18 protein-coding genes and 3 pseudogenes are annotated in these 19,611 nt (G+C 53.5%); 7 read left to right on the forward strand and 14 right to left on the reverse strand.

Annotation, left to right across the window (positions count from 1 at the left end):
* Positions 1-28: 28 nt before the first annotated feature.
* Positions 29-709: a response regulator transcription factor gene (locus tag CD000_RS06775; protein WP_096225295.1), complete on the reverse strand. Its 681-nt coding sequence runs from the start codon at positions 707-709 to the stop codon at positions 29-31.
* Between the two features lie 2 nt (positions 710-711).
* A complete protein-coding gene (locus tag CD000_RS06780; protein WP_096225296.1) occupies positions 712-2,085 on the reverse strand; it encodes a sensor histidine kinase in 1,374 nt (457 codons plus the stop codon).
* A 215-nt stretch (positions 2,086-2,300) separates the two neighbouring features.
* Here CD000_RS06780 and CD000_RS06785 point away from each other — a divergent pair.
* A pseudogene (locus CD000_RS06785) lies at positions 2,301-3,290 on the forward strand (DNA topoisomerase); the annotation flags it as partial.
* A gap of 129 nt (positions 3,291-3,419) precedes the next feature.
* Here the strand turns inward: CD000_RS06785 and CD000_RS06790 are convergent.
* Positions 3,420-4,538: an RNA-guided endonuclease InsQ/TnpB family protein gene (locus CD000_RS06790; protein WP_096225297.1), complete on the reverse strand. Its 1,119-nt coding sequence runs from the start codon at positions 4,536-4,538 to the stop codon at positions 3,420-3,422.
* Between the two features lie 137 nt (positions 4,539-4,675).
* On the opposite strand from CD000_RS06790, the pseudogene CD000_RS06795 reads away from it, so the two are divergent.
* The 3 genes and pseudogenes from CD000_RS06795 to CD000_RS06805 form a co-directional block, all read left to right on the forward strand.
* Positions 4,676-5,197, forward strand: a pseudogene (locus CD000_RS06795) (topoisomerase DNA-binding C4 zinc finger domain-containing protein); the annotation flags it as partial.
* Positions 5,198-5,328: 131 nt separating this feature from the next.
* Complete coding sequence (locus CD000_RS06800) at positions 5,329-5,526, forward strand: hypothetical protein (RefSeq protein WP_023634675.1); 198 nt, start codon at positions 5,329-5,331, stop codon at positions 5,524-5,526.
* The gene (locus tag CD000_RS06805) at positions 5,526-6,353 is read left to right on the forward strand and encodes a serine/threonine protein kinase (protein WP_096225298.1); all 828 of its coding nucleotides are present in this window, start codon (positions 5,526-5,528) and stop codon (positions 6,351-6,353) included. Before CD000_RS06800 ends, CD000_RS06805 begins: the two co-directional genes overlap by 1 nt.
* 270 nt (positions 6,354-6,623) lie before the next feature.
* Here CD000_RS06805 and CD000_RS06810 read toward each other — a convergent pair whose 3' ends face one another.
* From CD000_RS06810 to CD000_RS06820, 3 genes are all read right to left on the reverse strand, one after another.
* Positions 6,624-7,403, reverse strand: a complete 780-nt coding sequence (locus tag CD000_RS06810; protein WP_096225299.1) for an enoyl-CoA hydratase/isomerase family protein — start codon at positions 7,401-7,403, stop codon at positions 6,624-6,626.
* A gap of 165 nt (positions 7,404-7,568) precedes the next feature.
* Complete coding sequence (locus CD000_RS06815; protein WP_096225300.1) at positions 7,569-8,339, reverse strand: SDR family NAD(P)-dependent oxidoreductase; 771 nt, start codon at positions 8,337-8,339, stop codon at positions 7,569-7,571.
* A gap of 45 nt (positions 8,340-8,384) precedes the next feature.
* A complete protein-coding gene (locus tag CD000_RS06820) occupies positions 8,385-9,137 on the reverse strand; it encodes an SDR family NAD(P)-dependent oxidoreductase (RefSeq protein ID WP_081133038.1) in 753 nt (250 codons plus the stop codon).
* 226 nt (positions 9,138-9,363) lie between these two features.
* Here CD000_RS06820 and CD000_RS06830 point away from each other — a divergent pair, with 226 nt between their 5' ends.
* Positions 9,364-9,570 (forward strand): hypothetical protein, encoded by a 207-nt coding sequence (locus CD000_RS06830; RefSeq protein WP_096225302.1) that lies wholly within the window; start codon positions 9,364-9,366, stop codon positions 9,568-9,570.
* A gap of 152 nt (positions 9,571-9,722) precedes the next feature.
* Here the strand turns inward: CD000_RS06830 and CD000_RS06835 are convergent, their stop codons facing one another.
* The 4 genes from CD000_RS06835 to CD000_RS06855 all read right to left on the reverse strand — a co-directional run bounded on the left by CD000_RS06835 (position 9,723) and on the right by CD000_RS06855 (position 13,288).
* Positions 9,723-10,508, reverse strand: coding sequence for an ABC transporter ATP-binding protein (locus CD000_RS06835; protein WP_096225303.1), 786 nt, complete (start codon positions 10,506-10,508; stop codon positions 9,723-9,725).
* Entirely contained in the window at positions 10,505-11,644 is a 1,140-nt protein-coding gene (locus tag CD000_RS06840; RefSeq protein ID WP_369806546.1) for a nitric oxide synthase oxygenase, read from the reverse strand. The genes CD000_RS06835 and CD000_RS06840 overlap by 4 nt, the downstream gene beginning before the upstream one ends.
* Positions 11,645-12,168: 524 nt before the next feature.
* Entirely contained in the window at positions 12,169-12,786 is a 618-nt protein-coding gene (locus CD000_RS06850; protein ID WP_233130408.1) for a YhgE/Pip family protein, read from the reverse strand.
* Positions 12,787-12,853: 67 nt separating this feature from the next.
* On the reverse strand, positions 12,854-13,288 hold the full coding sequence (locus CD000_RS06855) for a DMT family transporter (RefSeq protein WP_096225304.1): 435 nt from the start codon (positions 13,286-13,288) through the stop codon (positions 12,854-12,856).
* A gap of 79 nt (positions 13,289-13,367) precedes the next feature.
* On the opposite strand from CD000_RS06855, the gene CD000_RS06860 reads away from it, so the two are divergent.
* Positions 13,368-14,294, forward strand: a complete 927-nt coding sequence (locus tag CD000_RS06860) for a COX15/CtaA family protein (RefSeq protein ID WP_233130409.1) — start codon at positions 13,368-13,370, stop codon at positions 14,292-14,294.
* 10 nt (positions 14,295-14,304) lie between these two features.
* On the opposite strand, the gene chrA is transcribed toward CD000_RS06860, so the two are convergent.
* Complete coding sequence (gene chrA, locus CD000_RS06865) at positions 14,305-15,507, reverse strand: chromate efflux transporter (RefSeq protein ID WP_063165943.1); 1,203 nt, start codon at positions 15,505-15,507, stop codon at positions 14,305-14,307.
* A 235-nt stretch (positions 15,508-15,742) separates the two neighbouring features.
* Positions 15,743-17,110 carry an ISLre2-like element ISGsp3 family transposase gene (locus tag CD000_RS06870; protein WP_096225306.1) on the reverse strand — a complete coding sequence of 456 codons (1,368 nt, stop codon included), beginning with the start codon at positions 17,108-17,110 and terminating at the stop codon, positions 15,743-15,745.
* 203 nt (positions 17,111-17,313) lie between these two features.
* On the opposite strand from CD000_RS06870, the gene CD000_RS06875 reads away from it, so the two are divergent.
* Positions 17,314-17,802, forward strand: a complete 489-nt coding sequence (locus CD000_RS06875; protein ID WP_096226252.1) for a QueT transporter family protein — start codon at positions 17,314-17,316, stop codon at positions 17,800-17,802.
* Positions 17,803-17,913: 111 nt separating this feature from the next.
* Here the strand turns inward: CD000_RS06875 and CD000_RS06880 are convergent, their stop codons facing one another.
* Both CD000_RS06880 and CD000_RS06885 read right to left on the reverse strand, forming a co-directional pair.
* On the reverse strand, positions 17,914-18,171 hold the full coding sequence (locus tag CD000_RS06880; protein WP_096225307.1) for a hypothetical protein: 258 nt from the start codon (positions 18,169-18,171) through the stop codon (positions 17,914-17,916).
* Positions 18,168-19,170 (reverse strand): annotated as a pseudogene (locus tag CD000_RS06885) (DMT family transporter). Before CD000_RS06885 ends, CD000_RS06880 begins: the two are co-directional and overlap by 4 nt.
* Positions 19,171-19,611 lie beyond the last annotated feature (441 nt).

The following is a 19,611-nucleotide window of genomic DNA, read 5'->3' on the forward strand; positions in this document are numbered from 1 at the left end:
GCCCAAACGCCTCTCTTTCCGAAAATGGTTATGACTTGCGCCCTTCCCATTTGTAGCCGACGCCCCAGACCGTCTGCAAATATTCGTCCGCTGGGAACCCCGCTTTACGCAATTTTTCGCGGATGTTTTTCATGTGGGAGTCAACGGTCCTCTCTTCCGTATCAGCGAGATAGCCCCATAGCGATGCGATGATTTGCCCTCGGCTGAACACCTGATTCGGGTGCTTTAACAGCAGTCCCAAAATGGCAAATTCTTTCGGCGTCAACGCAATCGGCTTATCTTCGTAGCGGACCGTATGTTCCTCTTCGTCCCATACAAGCCCGGCCGCGCGAATGGCGGAACGACCGCCGGCTGTACGGCGCGGCACCGCTTCAATGCGAGCAAGCAGTTCCGCCTCGTCAAACGGTTTCGTCACATAATCGTCCGCTCCGATTTTCAATCCTTGGACAATATCCGCCGTCTCATCGCGAGCGGTGACCATCATGATCGGCACATTCGAAAACGATCGGATGCGGCGGCACGTTTCCCATCCGTCGAGTTCTGGCATCATGACATCAAGCAGCACCAAATCGGCATGATGGCGCCGCAAATAGTCAATGGCTTCCGCCCCCGAACGCCGTTTCACGCAGCGGTAGCCGTTCGGCGCTAAATACAATTCCAATAAATCAAGCATCCGCTCTTCATCATCAACCAACAGCAAGGTATACATCGTTATCCCTCCGGCAGCGTAATGAGGATGGTCGTTCCTTTTCCTTGTTCGCTTCTAGCGGCGATCGTTCCCCCGTGCGCCTCGACGATTTCTTTGGCAATCGCCAAACCGAGTCCGGTCCCGCCGCTTGTCCGCGACCGCGATTTGTCAACCCGGTAAAACCGCTCGAAAATCCGGGGCACATCTTCCGGCGGAATGCCGGTTCCTTCATCGGACACGGCAATGACGATTCCTTGCTTTTGAAGGTGAACGGCGACGGCCACCGTCGTGCCGGAAAACGCGTACTTTCGTGCATTGTCAAGCACGTTGATCATCACTTGCTCGAACCGCTTCCGATCGATCGCGGCCATGACCGAACCGGGGCACTGGCACACAAGCGACAGCGATTTTTCCTGAAACGCGGGGCTCAGTTTTTCACACAATTTTGTCAAAAACGAACAAAGATTCGTCGGCTGCTTTTCAATCTGGAACGAGTGTTGCTCCAGTTTGGCTAATTCAAACAAATCTTTGACCATCTTTTCAATCTTTTCCGCTTCTTCGTAAATGATCGCCATATAGTTCGCCCGCTGCTCCTCAGACAGATGCGGACGCCTAGCAATGTCGGCGTATCCTTTCACATACGTCAGCGGCGTGCGCAATTCATGAGAGATGCTCGCTAAAAATTCGCTCCGCTCTTGTTTCAAATACGCCAAATCGTTGGCCAGCGTTTGAATCGCTCTCCCGAGTTGCGCCAGCTCGTCGTTGCCTTTCATCTCGAGGCGGACGGAAAAATCCCCCCGGCTGAGCGCCTCGGTCGCCTGTTTCATGCGAAGGAGCGGCATCGTGATGGCGCGGGAGAAAAAGGCGATGGTCAACACGGTGATCGCCACCGACAACACGCCAACGACGATAAAATGATGCTTCAGTTTATACACCATCGTCCGGATCGAGCGGGTGTCTTGAAACATATACACATATCCTCTTGTTTCACCCCTGATTTGAATCGGGCTGACGGCGGCGATATGCGATGCCCGCTTCCAGTCGGTTTCGACCATCATTCCCCGGCGGGGAATATGGCGGCCGTTCGTTAAAGGAATGATGCGCTTGGCAAACGGAACAATGCCGCTAGAAGCCAATACAATCCGGCGCCGGGCGTCAGTGATGGCGACATCGGTTTCCGCCTCTGATTCCATCATCACGACATGCGCCAACGTCGTTCGATCGTTATTTTTCTCCAAGACGTTGCGGTGGCTGTTTCCCCGCGCCAACAGCTGCGCGAATTCTTCCTCGATGCGCGCATGGACGAGCGTAGCGTAGAGGGAAACGAACAGCACCATTTCAATGGCCAAGACAAAGGCAAAAAACAGCATTCCGAGTTTCCATGACAGTTTTCGCACGGATTCCTCTCCTCATCCATCAAGCCCGAGTGTCATTTCAATTTTACTATTTTATTTGCCAAATGTGCAGAAAGTGTGGAGATGCGGCTTTGCGCAGCGCCAAGGCGTCTTGTCCTGCCAAGGAGACAAACCTTGGCGGATGCGTCTTTTTCCTTCTTCCTTTATACTAAGAAGCAGACTGTGCTCATGTGGAGACGACAGAAAGGGGTTTATCGATGAAATCGCTCGTGTTAGCGGAAAAGCCGAGCGTCGCTCGCGACATCGCCCGCGTGCTCGGTTGCAAGCAAGCGCATAAACATTATTTTGAAGGAAAGCAGCATATTGTCACCTGGGCGCTCGGCCATTTAGTGGAGCTGAAGATGCCGGAAGACTACGACCGGAAATACGAAACATGGCGGCTGGAGGACTTGCCGATCATCCCAAAGAAAATGGGCTTGAAAGTCATCCGGCAAACGAGACACCAGTTTCGCGCCATTGAACGGTTGGCGAAACGACCGGATGTGAAAGATGTCATCATCGCGACCGACGCGGGCCGTGAAGGGGAGCTTGTGGCGCGCTGGATTTTAGAGATGATCGGTTGGACGAAGCCGATTTGGCGGCTATGGATTTCGTCGCAAACCGACCGCGCCATCCGCGACGGGTTTCGCCAGTTAAAGCCCGGGGCGCAGTTTGACCGGCTGTATCAATCGGCCGTCTGCCGCGCCGAAGCCGACTGGCTGATTGGGTTAAACGTCTCGCGCGCCTTGACGACAAAATACAACGATCCGCTTTCGGCCGGGCGCGTGCAAACGCCAACGCTCGCGATGATCATCGAGCGCGAACGCGAGATCCAATCGTTCGTTCCCGTGCCATATTGGACGATTCGGGCGAAGATTGGTTCCATCACGGCCGTATGGGAGCGGCATGGAGGACATCGTCTGTTTGACCAAGACGAAGCGAAGCAGCTGATCGCCCGCCTTGACGGTCAGCCGGCGCGCGTCGTGTCAGTCAAGCGGAAACGAAAAAGCGAGCCCGCCCCGCTGCCGTATGATTTAACCGAGCTGCAGCGGGATGCGAACAAGCGGTTTGGTTTTTCGGCGAAAAAGACGCTCTCGGTGTTGCAGCGACTGTACGAACAACACAAGCTTGTCACGTACCCGCGCACCGATTCGCGTTATTTGCCAAGCGATATGGAAGCGACGATGACCGAGCGGTTGTTGGCGGTCAACTACCCCCACTTCGCTAACGCTTGAAGTGGGGGCTTGCAACTCCCCAGAAGTGCGAGCGGACTTCGTCCTCCTTCCTTGACTTGGGGTTGCATTAGGGGCAGGTTGACAACTGCCCAACGACGCAGGTCATGCCTGTGTCGTTCCTTCAACGATGTACTCTATTCCTTTTCGTTGAAGGTTCATAGCACCAATGCGGTCATCGTTTGAGGTGTATCCGCATGTTCGGCAACAAAAGGTGTGTGTACGCTTGTTTCGATTGGCTTTTTCCGTATGCCCGCACTTTGGACATGTCAAAGAGGTGTAATGCGGAGCAACCACCATCACTTTTGACCCATGCAAACGTGCCTTATACTCTAACATTTGACGGAACTGATAGAAAGCCCACGATACGGTTTCATATCGGTCATGGATACGTACACGTTCTGTTTTTTCACGAATGCCTGTTAAATCTTCTAATACAAAAAGGGTACGTTCTCCATATTGACGAACGAGTGCCTTCGTGACAGCATGGTTCACATCCGTCATCCAACGGTTTTCTCGTTGTCCGATTGTTTTCAACTTCCGACGCGCAGAAGCCGTCCCTTTTTGCTGGAGGGTTTTTCGCATTCGTTTGTACTTGGCACGCATATGCTTGATTTTTCGTCCGTTAAAAAAGATAGTTTTCCCTTGCGAATCATAAGCTGCTGCAAGAAAGTTAACCCCTACATCGACACCGACCACTTGGCGAATGTTGTGTTCATCTACGGTTGGAATTGTTTTGGTCATGGGAATGTGCAAAAAGAATTTGTTATGCTTGTAGACGAGTTTGGCTGTGCCAAACGTCCATGAGCCATCAAAATATGGTTCCATGCCTTTTGGTTCGAATGGCACTTTGATTCGTCCTTCTAGTGTATTGACAGAAAATAACCCTTGAACAATGGAGTAATCTCGATTCCAAACGAGGTCATATTCAGGCTTTTTAAAGCGAACCAATGTCCATTCATGACCATTGCTTTTTAGGGAACGGTATCTAGCGATCACCGTTTTAATCACAGATTGCGCCATTTGCGAACGCAAAGCGTAGTTTGATCGAAGTAGACGATAGGTCATGTCGTGTAACTTGGCTTGTACAAGCACTTTTGTGTCAAAAATCACAACAGATACAGCGTTGCACGCTTGTCGATAAGCGGAAAGGGTGGCTTTCAATACTTCTGCTTGTTCCGCTGTTGGGTAAATTTTGATTTTGGCTGTTAACGTCATGTCCATTTGTCTCACCTCTCTTTCACTAAATATATTATATGATATATTATATCATATTTTTTAGTGATACAAAAACAAAAAAAGCGATTCCTCCCCCACTTACTCCCTTTGGTCGTTGAAGTGGGGGTCTCCTCGCCAAAGACGATGAAGAGCTGAAATCGCCGGAATTGACCGCCCGCTGGGAGCGGGAGCTGGAGGCGATCGCCCGCGGGAAAGGAAATCCACAACAATTTTTGGCCAACATCCGCCGGCAAACCGAAACGCTTGTCGCCGAAATCAAGCAGAGCGAGCAGGTATACAAAGCGCCAAACCTCACAAATCTCACATGCCCAGAATGCGGCGCGCTTTTAAAAGAGCGGAAAACGAAAGACGGACGGATGCTTGTCTGCTCGAACTTAGCGTGCCGCTACCGCCGCCGGCGCGACCCGAAACTGTCGAACCGCCGCTGTCCGCAATGCCACCGGCGCATGGAAATGCATGAAGGAAAAGCAGGGATGTATTTCCAATGCCGCCCGTGCAATATTGTCGAAAAAGCGGACGAGACCAAACGCATCGCCGCAAAAGGCAGCGAACGGTCGCTTCTCAAAAAATACAGCCCGGCCAACGAATCGTTTGGCACGAGTTTAGGGGAGCTGCTCAAACAAGCGCTTGAAAAAAAAGAGTAATCGCTATCAACCGCCAGGAGCTGCAACGCTGGCGGTTGATTGATCTCTTTGAAGAATCCGAAACCTTCTTTTTGTTGTTCCGTATATATATCCGTATATATAAATAAATCTACCATAAAGGAGCGATCAAGATGTTCAAGAAGTTGTTAAAGGCGCTTTTGGGGCAGCACCATCACTCGTCGCACTATAAAAAGCATTATAGCAGCAGCGATTACCATCATTACGGCCCGAAGTACTATCCGCATCAGCACCCGTCCCAGTACGGCCATCACCATTACAAAAAGAAACATCACAGCGGCAGTTTCTTCTCGAGCTTCTTCGGCAGCTGATGAAACGTTTGTTCGAACGCCATCCGCTCATCGCCCGCTGGTTTGACCGGCCGCATCGGAACGGAACTATACTTCATGGCCGCTATGAAGTCATCGAAGAGTTCGGGATGGGAAGCTACGGCATCGCCTACAAAGGGTGCGATCACCTGACAGGCCGTCTTGTCGTCATCAAACAAGCGCGGCGGACAAAAGGAGAAGACGGCCGCCGCTTGCTTCGGCGCGAAGCTGACGTGCTCGCCCGCCTGCGCCACCCGCAAATTCCGAGGCTGTATGATCGGTTTGTGGAGCGCGGACAGCCGCATCTCGTGATGGAGTATATCGACGGAGAAACAGTGGAAGACCGGATTTTCAAGCTGGAAGCCAAGTACACGGAACAAGAGGCGTTTCGATTGTTAAAGGAGGTGCTTGAGGTCGTCCGGCACGTCCATGCTTTCGGCATCGTCCATCGCGATTTGCGCATCCCGAACATCATTTGGCGCGATGGAACGGTGGCGATCATCGATTTCGGCTTGGCCTGCCGCATCGGCGAACCGGTGGATTTCCGCGATGACGACCCGCTGGAAAAGCGGCTGCGGCGCAAACCGCATCCACGAAGCGATTTCTATGCCCTTGGACACTTCACCTTGTTTTTATTGTATTCTGCCTATGAACCGATAAGTGACGAGGAAAAAAGCTGGGAAGAAGAACTTGACTTATCCTCGAACGCCCGCAGGATCTTGCGGAAAATGCTGCAGCTGGATGCGCCGTATGACCATGTTGACGAGTTGATCGACGACGTGGATCAGTTGCTCGCAGAACCCATCCGGAATCAAGCAGGGGCGCTTTGACGCTTGATCGCACCGTTCCCCGACCAACCAGAGGGTGTCCCAAAAGGATTGAGACACCCTTTCTCATTACCGTATATAGGTATAAAACAATCATTAAGAAACAATAGGTATAAAACAATCATTAAGAAACAATATGTTGTGTTTTGTTAAAGAAAATTACCCTTTTGGGTCAGCCCCATGTTTCATTTGAGGCGAAGTGAAAACAAAATACGCCCCGTCTCCCGCTGATGGAGAAACAGGGCGCAGCGCTCTTTTGGCACTGCCGCTCGCTTATTTTCCTTGGAACACCGGGCTCCGTTTCTCTTTAAACGCCGCCACCCCTTCGCGATGGTCTTCGGTTTCCACCATCAGCCCTTGAACGAGACGCTCTTCTTCGAGAATCTCCTCAAGTGTCGCGGTCAGCGCGTGCTCAATCAGCCGTTTTTGTTTTCCGATGGCTTTCGTGGGCCCGCACGCCAGCTTCGAGGCGAGCGATTCTGTCGCCTCGCGCAGTTTCTCAGCTGGGACGACCTCGCTTAGGACGCCCAATTCATACAGGCGACGGGCTGGAATCGGATCGGCGGTGAAGAAAAACTGTTTCGCCAAATGCGGACCGACAAGCCGCGGGAGCCAATACGACCCGCCACCGTCGGAGACAAGGCCGACTTTCGCAAAGCTCAAAATGAATTGACTGTCTTCGGCCGCGAGGATCAAATCACACGCCAGCGCGAGGTTAAATCCCGCCCCGGCAGCGAATCCGTGCACCGCGGCCATGATCGGTTTTTCGCATCGTTGCATAGTCAGAATGAGCCGATTCAGTCGGCCGATATGCTCATACGCCTGCGAGGCGCTTGATTGCCCCATCGTTTTTACATCCCCGCCGGCGCTGAATGCCCGGCCGGCGCCGGATAGAACGATCGCCCGAACGGCATCGTCCGCGGTGGCGCGTTCGATTTCACGAGTCAACCCGGCGATCATCTCCGGACTGAAGGCATTGAGCCGCTCCGGACGATTTAAGGTCAACCATAGGATCGCTCCCGATTGTTCCACAAGCAAATGCGCGGTTTCCATCTTCCTCTCCCTTTCCTTTTTTCTTCTTGTCGCCTTTTGATAAGTTTGGGAAAAGCGAATTCGGCTCTCGTCAGCCCCCTCGTGCTCAACGGAGCCGGTTGCATGGAGCTTTCATCCAATTTTTGACGCCGCCCTTCTTTTCGCAAATTCATCGAAGCATGACCGCTACTTAATGAGCCAACCGCCATCGACCAGCACATCAGAGCCCGTCATGTACGACGCTTCCGAAGAGGCAAGAAACGCAATGACGTTGGCGATCTCTTCCGGCGCCCCCACCCGGCCTAAGGCGGTATTGCGCTCGATGGCTTTCACAAACCGCTCATTTTGCAGTCCGCGCTCGGTAAGCGGCGTCTCGACAAAGCCAGGCGAAACGGAATTGACGCGAATGCCATACGGCGCCAGCTCCAAGGCGAGCGACTTCGTCAAGTTAATCACGCCGGCTTTGGCGGCGCTGTAATGCGGAATTTCCGCCCCGGCCTGATGGCCGGACAATGACGCTACGTTCACAATCGCCCGATTGGCGCGCTCGCGTTTTGCCCCTTCGATCATCAGCGGAGCGAGCGTTTGTGAGACAAGAAAGACGCTTTTGATATTGACCCGCTGCACATCATCCCACTCTTGTTCGGTGAGCTCAAGCCATTTCGTATGGGTCGAAATGCCGGCATTGTTGACCAGCACATGCAGATCGCCATGCTGGCGGCGCACATAGTCGGCCAGTCCTTTCACTTGCTCCCGGTTGGTGACATCCGCGACAAACACCTCTGCCTTTCCGGCTCCTTCCATCCGTTCGATCGTTTGAGCGGTTGTTTCGAGTTTCGCCGCCGTGCGGCCGACAAGAATGACCGTCGCCCCTTCCTGCGCCAGCCGAATGGCCGTCGCTCGGCCGATGCCGCTGCCCCCGCCGGTGACAACTGCCACTGCATTGGAAAAGCGCATCGCGTCCCCTCCCTCTTTGTTTTTGTTTTTATCACATCAAGCAAGCTAAAACGTCAGTCCGCCGCCGTCGACCGACAACGTTGCCCCGGTGATAAACGATGCCTCGTCGGACGCCAAAAACAACACCGCATTCGCTACTTCCTCCGGCGTGCCGATGCGGCCGAGGGCGTTCGCTTTCGAGATGATCGGCCACTTGCGCGCGTCTTGTTTCCATGGCGTGATGATGTTCGTATCAATGACGCCCGGCGCGATGGCGTTGACGCGAATATTGAACTTGCCGTATTCAAGCGCCGCATTTTTCGTTAACAAAATGACTCCGGCTTTCGAAGCGTTGTACGCCGACTCGTATTTTTTTCCTTTAATCCCAAGCAAGCTCGATGTATTGACAATCGCACCGCCACCGGATTCCTTCAACGCTGGCACGGCATATTTGATGCCTAAAAACACTCCTTTTAAGTTGACATCGATGACCCGGTCCCACTCTTCCTCGGACAAGTCGGTGCTCCGCACTTCCGAATGGCCGATGCCGGCATTGTTAAAGAGAATATGCAGGCCGCCGAACGCCTCCACGGCCGTTTGCACGAGCTGCTTTACTTGCCCCGAGTCGGAAACATCGGCCTTGACAAAAATCGCCTCACCTCCTTTTTCCCGAATCCGCCGAACCGTTTCTTCCCCTCCTGCCTCATCGATGTCGCTTACCGCCACTTTTGCGCCTTCCTCTGCAAACCGCACCGCTGTCGCCCGGCCGATGCCGCTACCCCCGCCGGTGACAATCGCAGATTTTCCGTTCAGCCTCACGTTCTCCCGCCTTTCCTTTTCTTCCGGATGAATCCGTTTTCAAAACACTGTATACCAACCGGTTGGTATGTCATTACTTTTATTATACAATGTATTTCGAATATTCGAAACATTTTTATTGACTTGATCAAGAAGTTTCTCCTGTTGCGGCGGAAGGGAAAGGAGGCTTTTTCCATTTGTATCGCCTCTCCAAACGGCCATACTGAGAATACGGAGGTGTTTGTTCATGAGAGAACCTTGGGAAGAACGCAGCGCCGCTTCCAACCTACCGCGCTATACCCCGGGAATCGGCGTTCCCGATGAAATGAGTCCGATTCGCGATATCGCCCACGGCTTTGAAAACGGACGGCTGCCGGTCATTGAAATCACGCCCGCTGACGGCCGCCAACAAGCGGACGATATCGATTTTCCGCCCGTTGACCGGGCGTTTTGAAACGTCGAGCCACAAAAGAGGATGTCACGCTGTTTGGCGGACATCCTCTATGCGTTGATGGCGCTATGCGGGTTGAAAATTGAGAAACAGGTGGAGCTACCATTATTTTGTACTAAATCACCAACCTCCTAGCGGTGGAGGAATCGGCCGGCTCAGCGGCGCACAGACGCCCACGGCCGCCCGTTCTCCCAATGAACGCGCATATGGAGGCGAAACGCCGCTGAAAGCCGCTCATCGGTCAGCACATCCTCTTTTCGCCCAGCGGCGGCAATGCGTCCGTCTTGCAAGAGCAGCACATGGGTGATCGATCCCACAATCTCTTCAATATAGTGGGTGACGTATAATACATGGCACGGACGGGACACGACCTGTTCGATCAAGGAAAGCACTTCTTCACGCGCCAATAAGTCTAGGCCAACGGTCGGCTCGTCCAAGATCAGCAGCTTCGGATTCGTCATCAGCGCCCGGGCGATCAACGTTTTTCGCTTTTCCCCTTGTGACAGCGTCGCATACCGTTTTCCTTTGATGGCTTCGAGGCGGAACGATTCGATGAACGATTCCGCCCTAGCCCAGTCATCGTCGGTAACAGCATCATACAGGCCAATCGTCGCAAACTTGCCGCTGAGGATGACATCTTCAACCGTCTCGGTTTGCAGCGTGTCGTGAAATTGATCAAGGAGCGAGCTGCTCACAAACCCAATATGACGTCGCAACTCCGGCAGACTCGCCTGTCCAAACCGATAGCCCAATACTTCAACATCCCCACGCGTCGGGTACTGATAGCCGGTGACGATATTGAGAAGCGATGTTTTCCCGGAGCCGTTTAGGCCAAGAATCGCCCATTGCTCGCCTTCTTTTACTTCCCAGTTTATATCGCGCAAAATCGTGCGCTCTCCTCTTGCCCATGACACATCGCGCATGCGGATGATGACGGTCACTGTTCCTCTCCCCTTTGTTGTTCGTATGGACGGTCCTGATAGAAAAAGTTGGGCAACATGGTCGTGTTGTCATACGTTCGGTGAAAAATGTGCGTTGTCGCCGGAGAAAGAGGCGGAATCAGCCATGTCCAATCGCCGGTGACATGGCGGCCGGCTGCTTTCTCTTGCTGTTCAAACAACTGAAATTGGCGCGCGGCGGTATGATGGTCAACGATGCTGACGCCCGCCTTTTTGTAGGAATACAAAACAGCGATATTCAATTCGACCAACGCCTTGTCTTTCCATAATGATGCGTTGGAGTTGGTGTCAAGCCCCATGCAAGAGGCCACTTTCGGAAGCATGTTGTAGCGATAATCATCGGCAAAATTGCGGGCTCCAATCTCCGTACCCATGTACCACCCGTTAAACGGTGCTGCCATATAGCGAATGCCGCCAATTTCGAGACACATATCTGAAATAATCGGGACCGCGTACCATTTTAACTGCAGATCGCGAAACCACGGAAACTCCGGATGTTCAATGGGCACCTCAAGCACCAATTCTTTAGGGATCGGCGTCCAAACAGGCTTCTGGCCGCCTACCTGGATCACCAAGGGCAACACGTCAAAAGGCGTTTTCTCCCCCTTCCACCCAAGCTGTTCACAGGCGCGGGTGAACGTGAGGGAGGATGAGTCGCCGATAATCCCTTCTTCGGTTTCATAACCGGCATAACGAATCAGTTGATGATTCCAAATGCGCACTTCCCCATTGGGACGGAAGATCGTGATCGTCGGTCGGATTTTCCCGCCATTGGTTGCAACCTCAATATGATGGAATAGATACGAAAACACCTCTTCCTCGGTGACCGCTTCTCGCGCATCGATGACATGGAGCGATTGCCAAAACAAGCGGCCGATGCAACGGTTGCTGTGGCGCCAAGCCATCTTCGCCCCATAGCTTAACTCTTCGTACGTATGGCTATATGTGCCGGTTTGTTCCACTTCCCAACGGATTTCGTTCAACCGCCGCTTCATTTCTTTCTCACTTTTTCCAAGCTCTCGATAGCTTACTGTGATAAACTGTTCTGCCTTTTTCATCAACTTCACATCATGCTGTCTAACCCTTGTTTGATTCATATCATTCTCGATGTTTACCATATATGCTCTTTTTCCTCCACTTTCGATCGATTGGACTTTTGGTGGCCATTCCAACCCCAATCAAGAAACAAATTCCCCCGACCCACCAAATTTGCTCGATAAACATCGAAATCGCCAAAAAAATGAGCGCAAAACCAAGCAGTCGACGGATCGTCATGATTCTCTCCCCTTTTCCCTGCAAGGAGCGCCCTCCCATCGTGCAAACGGAATAGTGGACAGTGCTTTAGGGCGCCTTTCCCACGGGGCAATTGAAAATGGAGCAACGCTCCCGTCCCTATTGTAGCAGATGCTTTCATAAAGAGAACAGACAATTTTCAATGAAACAAACCACTTTGAACAGCTTTTTCCTTCAGCACGCGCATCCATGGGTTTAATGAGCCTTTCAACAAAAGTCCGGCCAAAAGGGCGGCAACGGCAAACAAGAGAAGCCGCTTGACATCATGCTCAACATTTTCCCATACGACCCCGCCGACCGCCTCGCGCATGACATCAATGGCATAGGTAAACGGCAGCCAAGGGTTTAATTACTGAAAGAACGGAGGAATCAGCTCAACGGGATACGTTCCTCCCGCTCCGGCAATTTGCAAGACGAGCAACACAATCGCCATCGCTTTTCCCACATTGCCGAACAAGGAAACAAGCGAAAAAACCACCGCCATAAAGACAAAGCTGCACAAAAGGCCGAACGTCATGAACCATCCCGGCTCACGGACGAAAATATTCGGCAAGATGAAAGCCGCTCCAGCTGTCACGATCATCGCCTGCAAAGCATTCAGCGTCCAAAAGGTCAACAGCCGTCCGGCATATCTTTCCCGCTCATTCGCTTCCGAAAACGAAGAAGGATCGGTCGACAAGACGGAAACAAGCAACAAACATCCTACCCATATGGCCAGCACCGTGTAAAATGGATTCATGCCTGAACCATAGTTCGGCAGCGGGAAAAGGCGGAACGTTTTGACGTCAACCGGGTGAGCTAAAAACGCCCCTTTCGCCCGAGGATCTTGTTTCAACAAGCGAATCAGTTCATCGATGTTCGTTTCGTTTTTTATTTTCGAGAGAAAAGCAGCCAGTTCGCGAGCTTGCCGAGAAAGAAATGGATATTGAGCCTGTGCGGTCTTTAGCGCCTGTTGCGCGGCCGCCAAGTCGATCATGCTGTTGTTAGTATGAGCAGTTCACGGAAAACGAAACCAACTTGGCCGGTCCTGTAGTTCATTTGCGAAAAAAAAGCCAAAGCGCCAAAAACAAACAGGCTATAGCAGCGAGGCGCGTCATGTCAAACGGAATGCGCTGTCCGCCGAATAACCCGAAGTGATCAATGATCGAACTCATCACGAGCTGGCCGGCGATCACCGCCGCCAATGAATTGGCGACGCCGACTTTCGGAACGATGAGCACCATGACAAACACATAAAAGGCGCCGAGAATGCCGCCCGTCAGCTGCCATTTCGGCACAGAAAACATGGCAAGCAATTCTCCCTTGCCTAAAAACAATTGCACTAAAAATAAGACGATCGTTCCGATTAAAAATGACACGAACGCCCCTTCCAACACACCAACCCGCTTGCCGAGGCCGCCGTTCACTCCTGCCTGTACGGAGACAGCCATCCCGGCCGCTAAAGCCATCGTCATCCATAACCACTTCATCTGTCTCTTGTGATGGGGAACACAGTTATACGGCAATGGACTTGCTATAATGGGAGAAATGGCATTAGGAGGGATGAAGATGAAATCGTTGGCTTTTTGGACGCTATGTACGACATACGTTCTCATTGTATTCGGCGGATATGTAGCTTCCTCAAACTCAGGGATGGGGTGCGGCCCTGACTGGCCGCTTTGCAACGGGATGCTCATCCCGGTGTTAAAAGGAGCGACGCTGGTCGAGTACGCCCATCGATTGATCGGCGCTTTGCTCGCGCTGTTGACCGGGGTGCTCTGCCTTCGCTTATGGCGCTCTTCCCGAAGCGGGACAAACCGTTTCGTTTCAGCGGTCGCCGCTGTTTTGCTTGCGTTGCAAATGATGCTTGGAGCTCTCGTCGTTTGGTTTGACCTTCCACCTATCATTGTCACGATTCATTTCTTCATCGCGTTTCTCTTTTTAGGCTGCCTTCTTTGGATTTGGCGGAACATCCAGCGCTCTCCACAGATGCATCAACCAGTCGGCCGGACAACTATTGGAACAGAGGCGAAGCGGCATATCCATGTTCTTTTGTTCTTATTGGCAGCTACGTTACTGCTTGGCGCATACGTGAAACATCAACATTACGGTCTGGCATGCGGATGGCTGACATGCGGGGAACAAGCATGGCCATCGAGCGGAGCCCAAATGTGGCAAACCGCTCATCGAACCGCTGCTGCCGCTACGGTGTTGTATACCATTTGGACAGCGTTTGTTGCCCATAGGCGCCGCTGGGGGCGCCCGCTGGAACGGCGCCTCCTTTTGGCGGCAGCGGTCGGGCTGCTGCAAGCGGTGATCGGGATAGTCACCGTTGCGACAGAAATTCATCTGTCCTGGGCGGTCATCCATTTGGCCGTCAGCACATGGCTGGCTTTGCTGCTAGTCGAGCTGAAAATCTACTTACATATGTCTGTTGTGACAAGATTATCTGCTCGCAGGAGGATGAGGAAATACACCCAAACGCCTGCCCGCTAGGCATCAAACATTAACCGAACAACGCGCGAAGCCACCCGCCGACGAAGGAAACAAGAACAACCGCCCACGCCGGCCACTTCCAAACGGCAAGCAAAAGAAAGGCGACGAGGACAAACGCGAAATCGGCCAGCTCGTTCACCGCTTTTGTCCAAATCGGATCATACAGCGCCGCGAGCAAAATCCCGACGACAGCGGCGTTAATGCCGGCAAGCGCCGCTTGGAAGCGCGGCTGACGGCGAAGCCAGTGCCAAAACGGAAAAGCGCCGAGCACAAGCAAAAAGGACGGAAGAAAAATCGCTGCCGTAGCCACGAGCGTGCCTTTCCAACCGAACGCAGCCATTCCGATGTACGCAGCAAACGTAAACAGCGGCCCCGGAACGGCTTGCGCGGCGCTGTAACCGGCTAAAAATTGATCGGCGGTGACCCACCCTTGCGGCACCACTTCCGCTTCCAAAAGCGGCAGCACGACATGCCCACCGCCAAACACGAGTGCCCCGGCGCGGTAAAAGCTGTCAAACAGCGCCCAAAGCGGCGAATGAACCCAAGCGCGGGCAAGCGGCAGCGCGACAAGCAGCACGGCAAACAAGGAAAGCAACAGAAAACCGGTGGAACGACGAATAAAAGGAGGGATGCCCACCAAAGACGGTTCGAGTGTTTTTCGCCGTCCGATCGCGCCGATGGCCCCTGCGATGGCAATCACCGTCACTTGGCTCCATGCCCCCGGCATGAGAAGCACGGCGATCGCCGCTGCGACCGCAAGCGTTGCCTCAAGGCGGCCGGCAGCGAATTTGCGCGCCATCTCCCATACCGCCTGAGCGACGACCGCGACAGCCGCCAACAGCAAGCCGTGCATCCAGCCCGCCTCTCCCAAAGAAGCATGTTGCAGCCAGACGGCAACCAAACTAAGCGCAACCGCCGACGGCAATGTAAACCCAAGCCAAGCCGCCAGCGCCCCCCAGACGCCGGCGCGCATCAGCCCGATGCCGATGCCGACCTGGCTGCTGGCCGGGCCAGGGAGAAATTGGCAAAGAGCGACGAGGTCGGCGTACGTTTTGTCGTCGATCCATTTTTTTCGTTTCACGTACTCTTCATAAAAATAGCCAAGATGGGCCACCGGACCGCCAAACGACGTCAAGCCAAGGCGAAGTGCCGTGATCCCGACCTCAAAGACGGAGCCGCGTCGGTCTCCTGCCCGTCGATTCTTTGCAGTCATGGATTCTGCTCCTTTCGTTCACGAGATGGTCATGCTACAATCATATCATCATTCACGAGAGGAGAGAAGATGATGAACGTTCGAGAGTCAGTCAAGACTTTGTGGAGAACATTTTTTCGGTTCACTACGGGCGTTGTCAATCACTAGTTAGCGAACCATTTTCAGGAATTAATATCGTAAGCGCTTTCGGACTCTCATCCCTCATCTTGAGGCGATGATACGATATTCCATTTTTTTACATCCAACCACCATCCCGGAGCGCCGACAACGCTTGATGGATCGGTGTCCCGGATGACCGCTGCAGACACGGTAGATTCTGACGCACCACATCTGCCCATAACCGTCCGGCCTTCCGTTTGGCCTGTTCGATCCGCTTGGACTTTGTTGAGGCCGAGGCCGCCGTTCGGGTCTCTTCTTCCTCCACCAACTGCCCATTTCTCCGCCAAATCCCGTCGATTCGGGCCGCCATCGCCCTCAGAAACGCCCGAAGCCCTTGGTCTTTCCAGCTGCGGCGGGATTTCACCCGATGCGCAAACCGGCTCATCACGCTCTCGGCGTGGCCCATCGGACGCATGCCGGTCGTCTCCACCCCTTGCTCCGACAGCCACTCCCGATAGTCCCGGATGCATCCCGGCATCGACTCGATCCGGCGGATCATGGCAGCCATCTGCTTCTCTTTCGCTTCGTCCTCCAACGTGCCGACCGCGCTGTTCAGCTCCACGAGAAGCCCCTCTTCGTCTTGTTTCGCCAGCTTCTTCCGCACCTCCCGCCAACGCGGGTGGCCGGACAGACACTGACGAAGCTCCCGCGCCACATGGAACCGATCCAGCTGAAAGCACGCCCGCTTCCCAAAATACTCCCGGCAGGCCGTAATCCAGGATGCCGCGTCGCCGTTGATGATCAAAAGGTCCCGGCACGGATCATAGGCATATTCGTTCATCAGCCACTCTTCAAACCGTTCCCACACGTCTCCCGCCCCTTCATGGAGGTAGTGGCGCCGGTTCACGAGCTCAAGCTGCGAGCCGTTTCGTCTCCATCCCTCGTGAACCGCCAGGATTTTCTCTTCTTTCGCCCGTTTCCCTTTCCCCTGGCGGGAAATGAACAGCCCATCCGCCTCCACAAACAGCACTCGGCCGTGCCGTTGGGAAACAGGGTGGTGCAGCGAGACAGGGGCCTCCAGCACCAGTTGGCGAATCGCCTCGTGGCTCATGACCGCATACCCCACGATCGACTCCAACGTACGGGCCGCTTTGCGGTAGGAAGAGCACTCTACGGCCAACTCGACCGCCGTTTCCTCGAGGCAAGGGCTGATCGACTGCGCCCCATCAAAGCCTAATTCGGCATCCAGCAAGAAGGTATAGTTCCCCGTTTGCCGGTCATAGTAGTAGTTCCGTCGAAACGTCACTTCTCCAAACAGCGTTTGGATCGTGGTCGGCCGTTTGTCTTTCAGCTGATACCGGCGCTTGTCCCGCGCTTCCGCCAGTTGTTGATCAATCTCCTCCAAAAGGGCCGCCAACAAGACAGCGAACACCTTTTGAAGAGTTCTGACTAATTGTTCCTCCAGCTCTTTTAATAAAGGCCATTCTGTGGTAAGATGTTTCATGGACTCTCTCCCTCCTGTTTTCGGTTGATGTTGACAATCACCATCATAGCAGGGAGAGAGTCCTTTTTGCATGACATTTGCTTTTTTCTACCGCGCTTCGCTTGGTGGCCCCGACGAGCGTCGCGAACAAAAGTTCGCAACCCTCGTCGGGGATCATTTCGGAATGTCACCCACAAATATTTTACTCACACAACGTTCGAACGATGGCGACCAACGGTTTGATCGCCGCCGTGTACATCGCGGTGACGGCGCTCATTCAGCCGTTTGGCTTTACGAATATTCAGTTTCGCGTATCAGAACTATTGAACCACCTCGTCGTATTTCACCAAACATACGCCATTGGCATCGTGCTTGGTGTCTTTTTCGCCAATTTATTTTTCTCGCCGATTGTTGCGTATGACCTCGTATTCGGCGTCGGCCAGTCGGTGCTGGCGCTTCTGATCACGATCGTTTCCATGCGCTATATCAAGAACGTTTGGGCGCGTATGGCGGTCAATACGTTGTCGTTTACCGTTACGATGGGTCTCATCGCCCTTGAACTAAAACTCGCGCTCGGCTTTCCGTTTTGGCTCACATGGCTGACGACGGCCATCGGCGAATTTGTCGTTATGGCACTCGGCGCGCCGATCATGTACGCTGTTGGCCGCCGCTTAGCGCCGGAGCTGTTCAATTCCGCCCATCAAGGCCGTTAGCAGCCCCCTTGCGCCTCAGGCAGGGGGCTCGCTTCATTCGAAAGGCGCATTCCTCGTAGGCCCGCAAGGAAAGCCTTGATCAACCGTATGGGCTTTCCATATCCATTTTGATTACGGCATCGAACGAACAGCCCATTCAATGACCAGCGACATCACAGCAAGCAAGATGACTCCCGCCGTCGTGATCTTCAGCGCCCCTCGCCATCTTGGCGATAGGCCCCGCCCCGCCCGAAGAACAGCAAGGCCGATCGCGATTCCGCCCCCCCACATGAAAAGGCCCGCCGGGGTGACAAGCTGACGCCAATCGCTGATCCAAGCGCAGATGATAAGCGTCTGGCAGACAAGCAGGATGCACACGATGATTCTCATCGTTCTCCCCCTATGCGCTTGAGACGCCGAGCTGTTGAAATCGGCAGCGACGGGTGTTTGACCGTCCTTGTCGATTCGAAACTATGCCAGCAAATCCCGATGATGATGACGGCCAAACCAACGAACGCCCATCCGTTTGGAAGCGGAGCGGACAAGAACAGCGCTTCGCCGATGACGGCAAACATGACTTCCGCGGACTGCGTCGCTTCCACAGCGGCCAGTTTCCGTTCGTTCCCTTTTGCCCGATCGGTAGCAATAAAAAACAACGTCGTCGCAATGACCCCGGAACTCATGGCCACGATGAACGACTGCATCGTTTGCCCCGCCGACGGCACCCCTGATGTCAGCCAGCCCATCAACGCGACAATCAGCCAAAACGGCAGACTGGCCATCGTCATCCCCCATACGCGTTGAAACGCATCAAGCCGTCCGGCGCAATGTTCGATCATTTTCCGGTTGCCAAGCGGGTACGCAAACGCGGCCATCAGCACGGGAAAGATCCCCAATGCGATTTCTTCCCAATGTGAGATGGCCTGCTTGCTGGAACTGGATCAGAACGACGCCGAGCAAAATAAAAAATGAAATGAAAAGCGCCTGTTTTTCAATCGGGCGGCGCACGGACACAGTTCCGTTTTGCGTTTCGATTTGTTCTGTAAACAGCGGGCTAAGCAGAACGCCAGCCACAATCGTGCACTGCCATGTCCCAGCCACAAGCCACCCCGGCCCGTAGGCAGCCGCGTAGGTGAGCGGCGCGTAAAACAAGCCGAATCCGACCGTCCCCCAGACGATCCATGTCCATGGATGGCGCTTCATGTCGCGCCAAACCGGACCGAGATTGCGGCGGGCAAGAAGAATGACAAACAACAGCGGAACCATAAAGAAAAAACGAAGTGACGAGCTCCACGTCCAGCTTCCACCCGCCAGCTCCATTGAGCGGTTCAATATGAATGTAACAGCAAAGAAGAATGAGGCGGCAAGGCCGAGGGCCATTTCCCTCATCATTCCCATCCCCTTTCTAATGTCACAGAACAGTTTTATTGTATCTTATTATTCGAAATTTTCCTATTTGTTTTTTTATTGATTATTTAGAACATAGTTTTATTTAATAAGATAACGGTTATTTTGTCCATTTTTCTCAGCAGCAAGCCATAAAAAAGGCGCCCACGCAAGAAAGTGGGCGCGCGTTGATGATAGTTTGTTGGCCAGCATCAGCGGGACGCCGTCATTTTGGTTCCAAACCGACGGGAAGTATTTGAGCGGCACCGGACGCTCACCGACATACGGCGCAACTCCGATCGTAAATCCCGGCCGTTTGAAGCGCAGGACAAACCGGTTCTTTATAGCCGCCGCTCGGGTTTTTTTGCGGTTTGACCAGCACATATCGTGTCATTTTCGAAACAAGGAGCGCCAGCTGATAGTCGCACTTCGTCCGTGCGGCGT

The organism is Geobacillus sp. FJAT-46040 (assembly GCF_002335725.1).
In the GTDB taxonomy this organism is placed as follows: domain Bacteria; phylum Bacillota; class Bacilli; order Bacillales; family Anoxybacillaceae; genus Geobacillus; species Geobacillus thermoleovorans.

What these genes read in the sequence shown, in the direction of transcription:
- CD000_RS06775 (WP_096225295.1), bottom strand. Translation starts at nt 709, where the DNA reads ATGTATACCTTGCTGTTGGTTGATGATGAAGAGCGGATGCTTGATTTA.
- CD000_RS06790 (WP_096225297.1), bottom strand. Translation starts at nt 4,538, where the DNA reads ATGGACATGACGTTAACAGCCAAAATCAAAATTTACCCAACAGCGGAA.
- CD000_RS06800 (WP_023634675.1), top strand. Translation starts at nt 5,329, where the DNA reads ATGTTCAAGAAGTTGTTAAAGGCGCTTTTGGGGCAGCACCATCACTCG.
- CD000_RS06805 (WP_096225298.1), top strand. Translation starts at nt 5,526, where the DNA reads ATGAAACGTTTGTTCGAACGCCATCCGCTCATCGCCCGCTGGTTTGAC.
- CD000_RS06810 (WP_096225299.1), bottom strand. Translation starts at nt 7,403, where the DNA reads ATGGAAACCGCGCATTTGCTTGTGGAACAATCGGGAGCGATCCTATGG.
- CD000_RS06815 (WP_096225300.1), bottom strand. Translation starts at nt 8,339, where the DNA reads ATGCGCTTTTCCAATGCAGTGGCAGTTGTCACCGGCGGGGGCAGCGGC.
- CD000_RS06830 (WP_096225302.1), top strand. Translation starts at nt 9,364, where the DNA reads ATGAGAGAACCTTGGGAAGAACGCAGCGCCGCTTCCAACCTACCGCGC.
- CD000_RS06840 (WP_369806546.1), bottom strand. Translation starts at nt 11,644, where the DNA reads ATGGTAAACATCGAGAATGATATGAATCAAACAAGGGTTAGACAGCAT.
- CD000_RS06855 (WP_096225304.1), bottom strand. Translation starts at nt 13,288, where the DNA reads ATGAAGTGGTTATGGATGACGATGGCTTTAGCGGCCGGGATGGCTGTC.
- CD000_RS06860 (WP_233130409.1), top strand. Translation starts at nt 13,368, where the DNA reads ATGAAATCGTTGGCTTTTTGGACGCTATGTACGACATACGTTCTCATT.
- chrA (WP_063165943.1), bottom strand. Translation starts at nt 15,507, where the DNA reads ATGACTGCAAAGAATCGACGGGCAGGAGACCGACGCGGCTCCGTCTTT.
- CD000_RS06870 (WP_096225306.1), bottom strand. Translation starts at nt 17,110, where the DNA reads ATGAAACATCTTACCACAGAATGGCCTTTATTAAAAGAGCTGGAGGAA.
- CD000_RS06875 (WP_096226252.1), top strand. Translation starts at nt 17,314, where the DNA reads ATGGCGACCAACGGTTTGATCGCCGCCGTGTACATCGCGGTGACGGCG.
- CD000_RS06880 (WP_096225307.1), bottom strand. Translation starts at nt 18,171, where the DNA reads ATGAGAATCATCGTGTGCATCCTGCTTGTCTGCCAGACGCTTATCATC.